The sequence below is a fragment of the Kribbella albertanoniae genome, from assembly GCF_004348455.1.
GTDB lineage: Bacteria > Actinomycetota > Actinomycetes > Propionibacteriales > Kribbellaceae > Kribbella > Kribbella albertanoniae.
This window is the reverse complement of sequence record NZ_SMKA01000452.1, coordinates 1-3,388: the sequence shown is the minus strand read 5'-3', so window position 1 is coordinate 3,388 and position 3,388 is coordinate 1. Positions and strand designations below refer to the sequence as shown.

General features: G+C 67.6%; 4 protein-coding genes. 1 reads left to right on the top strand and 3 read right to left on the bottom strand.

Going from position 1 to position 3,388, the window contains the following annotated elements:
* The 3 genes from E1261_RS43920 to E1261_RS43910 all read right to left on the bottom strand — a co-directional run.
* Positions 1–869: NAD(P)/FAD-dependent oxidoreductase (locus E1261_RS43920; protein WP_132416180.1), on the bottom strand; the 869-nt coding region annotated here is incomplete at its 3' end.
* Positions 866–1,375 (bottom strand): isoprenylcysteine carboxyl methyltransferase family protein, encoded by a 510-nt coding sequence (locus E1261_RS43915; RefSeq protein WP_132416178.1) that lies wholly within the window; start codon positions 1,373–1,375, stop codon positions 866–868. The genes E1261_RS43920 and E1261_RS43915, both read right to left, overlap by 4 nt.
* The gene (locus E1261_RS43910) at positions 1,372–2,421 is read right to left on the bottom strand and encodes a type III polyketide synthase (protein ID WP_132416176.1); all 1,050 of its coding nucleotides are present in this window, start codon (positions 2,419–2,421) and stop codon (positions 1,372–1,374) included. The genes E1261_RS43915 and E1261_RS43910 overlap by 4 nt, the downstream gene beginning before the upstream one ends.
* 9 nt (positions 2,422–2,430) lie before the next feature.
* Between E1261_RS43910 and E1261_RS43905 the strand changes: the two genes are divergently transcribed.
* Positions 2,431–3,249, top strand: a complete 819-nt coding sequence (locus E1261_RS43905) for a UbiA family prenyltransferase (RefSeq protein WP_238176834.1) — start codon at positions 2,431–2,433, stop codon at positions 3,247–3,249.
* The last annotated feature ends 139 nt before the right edge of the window (positions 3,250–3,388 follow it).

Here is a 3,388-nt window from a genome sequence, read left to right as displayed (position 1 = left end):
CGAATACAGTCGACCAGCTCGGCGGAGGTGCGGAGCGCTACTGCGATCCCCTCGCCAGTGAGTGCGTCGATGTAGCCGGCTGCGTCGCCGACGAGCAGCACGCGGCCGGACACTCGGTGCTGGACGCGTTGGCGAAGTGGGCCGGCGCCCATGACAGTGCTTGCCGGGGTGGCGCCGCAGAGGCGGCGCTTGAGGGCGGGGAACGCGTTGAGGTGCGAGTCGAAGGTGCCGCGCGCGGTGGTGAGGATGGCCACGCCGACCAGGTCGTCGGCCACCGGTGTCACGTAGGCCTCCCCCAACCGAGACCAGTACACCTCCACCAGGTCCGTCCAGGGGGAAACCTGGAAGTGCTGGCGGAGTCCACGACGGGTGGCCGCGGAACCGGTCGGGGTGCCACAGTGGGCGCTCCTCTCCCCCGACAAGCCCAGCTGGCGGCGGATGGGTGAGTGGAGACCATCGGCGGCGGCCAGGTAGCGGGCGGTGTGTCCGGCGGCGACGACCGAGGTGGCGTTCTGGGTGATCGGACCTACTCGGGCGGGGACGACGGGGACGTTCAGTTGGGTGAGGCGGTCGAGCAGAGCCTGGTGCAGGGTGGTTCGGCGGACGCCTAGGCCGGGGCCGGCTCTGAAGCGGGCGTCTACGGCGTGGTCCGCGTCGAGGTAGCGGATGCCATGGAACGGTCTGCCGGAGAGGTGGACGCCCAGTCGGCGCAGGTACTCGACGGCACTGTGGGCGATGCCTTCGCCGCAGGCCTTGTCGATCGGGCCTTGGCGGGGTTCGAGGACTACTACGGACAGACCGGCCAGTGCGGCTCTGATCGCGGTGGCTGCTCCAGCGGGGCCGCAGCCGGCGACCAGGAGGTCGATCACTTGACCAGGGCTGCGCTGAGCGCCGCTTCCTCGGAGCGGATCCGTACGGCGAGCAGCGGGATGTTGAGCACAGTGAAGACTACTGCGGTGATCCAGCCGGTGTGAACGAGCGGTAGCGCGATCCCCTCGATCACCACAGCCACGTAGTTGGGGTGCTTCAGCAGCTTGTACGGACCGCGCGCCACCAGGTGCAGACCCGGTACGACGATCACCCGCGTGTTCCACTGCTGTCCGAGCACGCTGATGCACCACCACCGCAGTCCCTGCGACAGCACGACCAGCGCGAACATCGTCCACCCCAGTGCCGGGATGAACGGTCGCTGGAACGCCTCAACCAGGCACCCGGCCAGCAGTCCGGTGTGCAGAACCACCATGAACGGGTAGTGCCCGCGCCCCGACTCCACCCCGCCCTGGGCGAAGCTCCACTTGGCGTTGCGCAGCGAAACGACCAGCTCGGCGACGCGCTCGAAACCGACGAGCACCACCAGGACGACGTACCAGGTCATGACCACTCCAGCAGTACTAGCTCGGAACAGAAGCCTGGGCCCATGGCTAGGAGCAGGCCCTTGCCTGAAGGATGCAGGGCCATCGTGTCACCTAGGACGTGCAGTACCGATGAGGAGGAGAGGTTGCCGACCGCAGCGAGCGACTTCCAGGTCAGGTCGAGCGCACCGGGGCGTAGGTCGAGTGTCTCAGCCACTGCCTCAAGGACCTTCGGTCCACCGGGGTGACTCACCCACGTCCCGATGTCCGGCACAGTCAGCCCCTGGTCGGCCAAGAACCGCTCGACGTCGCCTCCGAGGTACTTCCGCACCACCTCTGGCACATCCGCACCCAGCACGATCCGGAAACCGCCGGAGCCCACGTCCCAGCCCATGACTCGCTCAGAGTCGGGATACAGCCGACTCCGGGTTGCGAGCACGGATGGTCCGGCAGCTAGCGGGTGTTCGGAGCCAGTCAGCACCACAGCGGCTGCACCGTCGCCAAAGAGCGCACCACCAACCAGGTTGGGCAGTGTGGAGTCGTCACGCTGCAGAGTCAGCGAACACAACTCCACCGACAGCAATACGGCGACCTGCTTCGGCCAAGCCAGCAAGTAGTCGTGCATCCGCGCTATCCCGGCCGCACCAGCCACACAACCGAGCCCGAACAGTGGCATCCGCTTGATGTCGTCCCGCAGCCCCAGCCGCATCGCAACCCGCGCGTCGATCGAGGGCGCGGCCACACCCGTCACTGTGGTGAACATCAGCACGTCGACGTCGGACAGCTCCAGCCCTGCGTCGGCGACCGCCCCGGCAACCGCCTCGGTGCCCAGCTCGACCGCAGTGGCGATCCATGCGTCGTTGGCCGCGCCGAAGTCCTTCAGTACGCCGTACTGCTCGATCGGCAGCGCGAGATGCCGCGTCGACACCCCTGCGTTAGCGTGCAGTCGCCGTAGCAAGGCAGTCCCGCGACCATTGGGCAAACACATCGCAGCGAATGCTTCCGTGAGCTCGGCCTGCTGGTACCGGTACGGCGGGAGCGCGGGCCGGACCGCCGCGATCCGTGTCATCGTGGCATCGTGGGCGCGGTGAAGGCACTGCGGACGCTGCAGGGACTGGCGCTCGCCAGCCATCTCGGGCCTACTGTCGCGGTCACCTCGCTGGTGACTGCCATGGCGTGGTCCGCCGGTCGCAGTCCCGCGGGGTGTCTCCTGGTCGCAGCAACGATCCTCACCGGCCACCTCTCGATCGGTTGGAGCAATGACGCGATAGACGCCGTCCGCGACACCATTGTGAACCGGACAGATAAGCCAGTGGTACGTAATCTGATAACTCGTCGCACACTCGCGGTCGCCGCCAGTGTCATGCTGGTTGTCACCATCCCCGTCTCACTGGCCAACGGAATCGCGGCCGGTCTGGTTCACCTGCTCTTCGTAGCGTGCGCCTGGGCGTACAACCTCGGTCTGAAGTCCACCGTCATCTCCTGGCTCCCGTACGCCGTTGCGTTCGGCGGACTGCCGTCGTTCGTGACCCTCGGAACCACCCACACCTGGGCACCGTGGTGGGCCACCACAGCCGCCGCGCTACTCGGGGTCGGTGCCCACCTAGCAAACGTCGTACCGGACCTGAAGGACGACCTGGCAACAGGTGTACGCGGCTGGCCACAACGCCTCGGTGCAAACGCCAGACTGCTCGCCCCACTCCCCCTGGCCGCAGCCACAGCGCTGCTGGTGATCGCACCTGCCGGGCCGATCGGACTGGTCGGGTGGATCGCGCTGGCAGTCGCATCAGGCCTGCTCACCACAATCGTGCTCTGGCGACAGGCACCCTTCCTGGTCACCATCGCCATAGCTGGGGTGAGCGTGGCCGCGCTGGTGCTGCGCGGCGGCGCGCTCTAGGCGGCGTCCGGCTTCAGGGGTGCGTTGCTGCCGAGGATGGCGGCAGTCAGGGCCTCTGCTGGTTCTTTGGCGGCTCGGGGGTTGGTGATGAGGACCAGGTCGATGGCGGGGAGCTCGGGGAGACCTGCGCTGGGTGGCG

Excerpts from the sequence above, each read along its gene's own strand:
- E1261_RS43910 (WP_132416176.1), bottom strand. The coding sequence starts at position 2,421 with ATGACACGGATCGCGGCGGTCCGGCCCGCGCTCCCGCCGTACCGGTAC.
- E1261_RS43915 (WP_132416178.1), bottom strand. The coding sequence starts at position 1,375 with ATGACCTGGTACGTCGTCCTGGTGGTGCTCGTCGGTTTCGAGCGCGTC.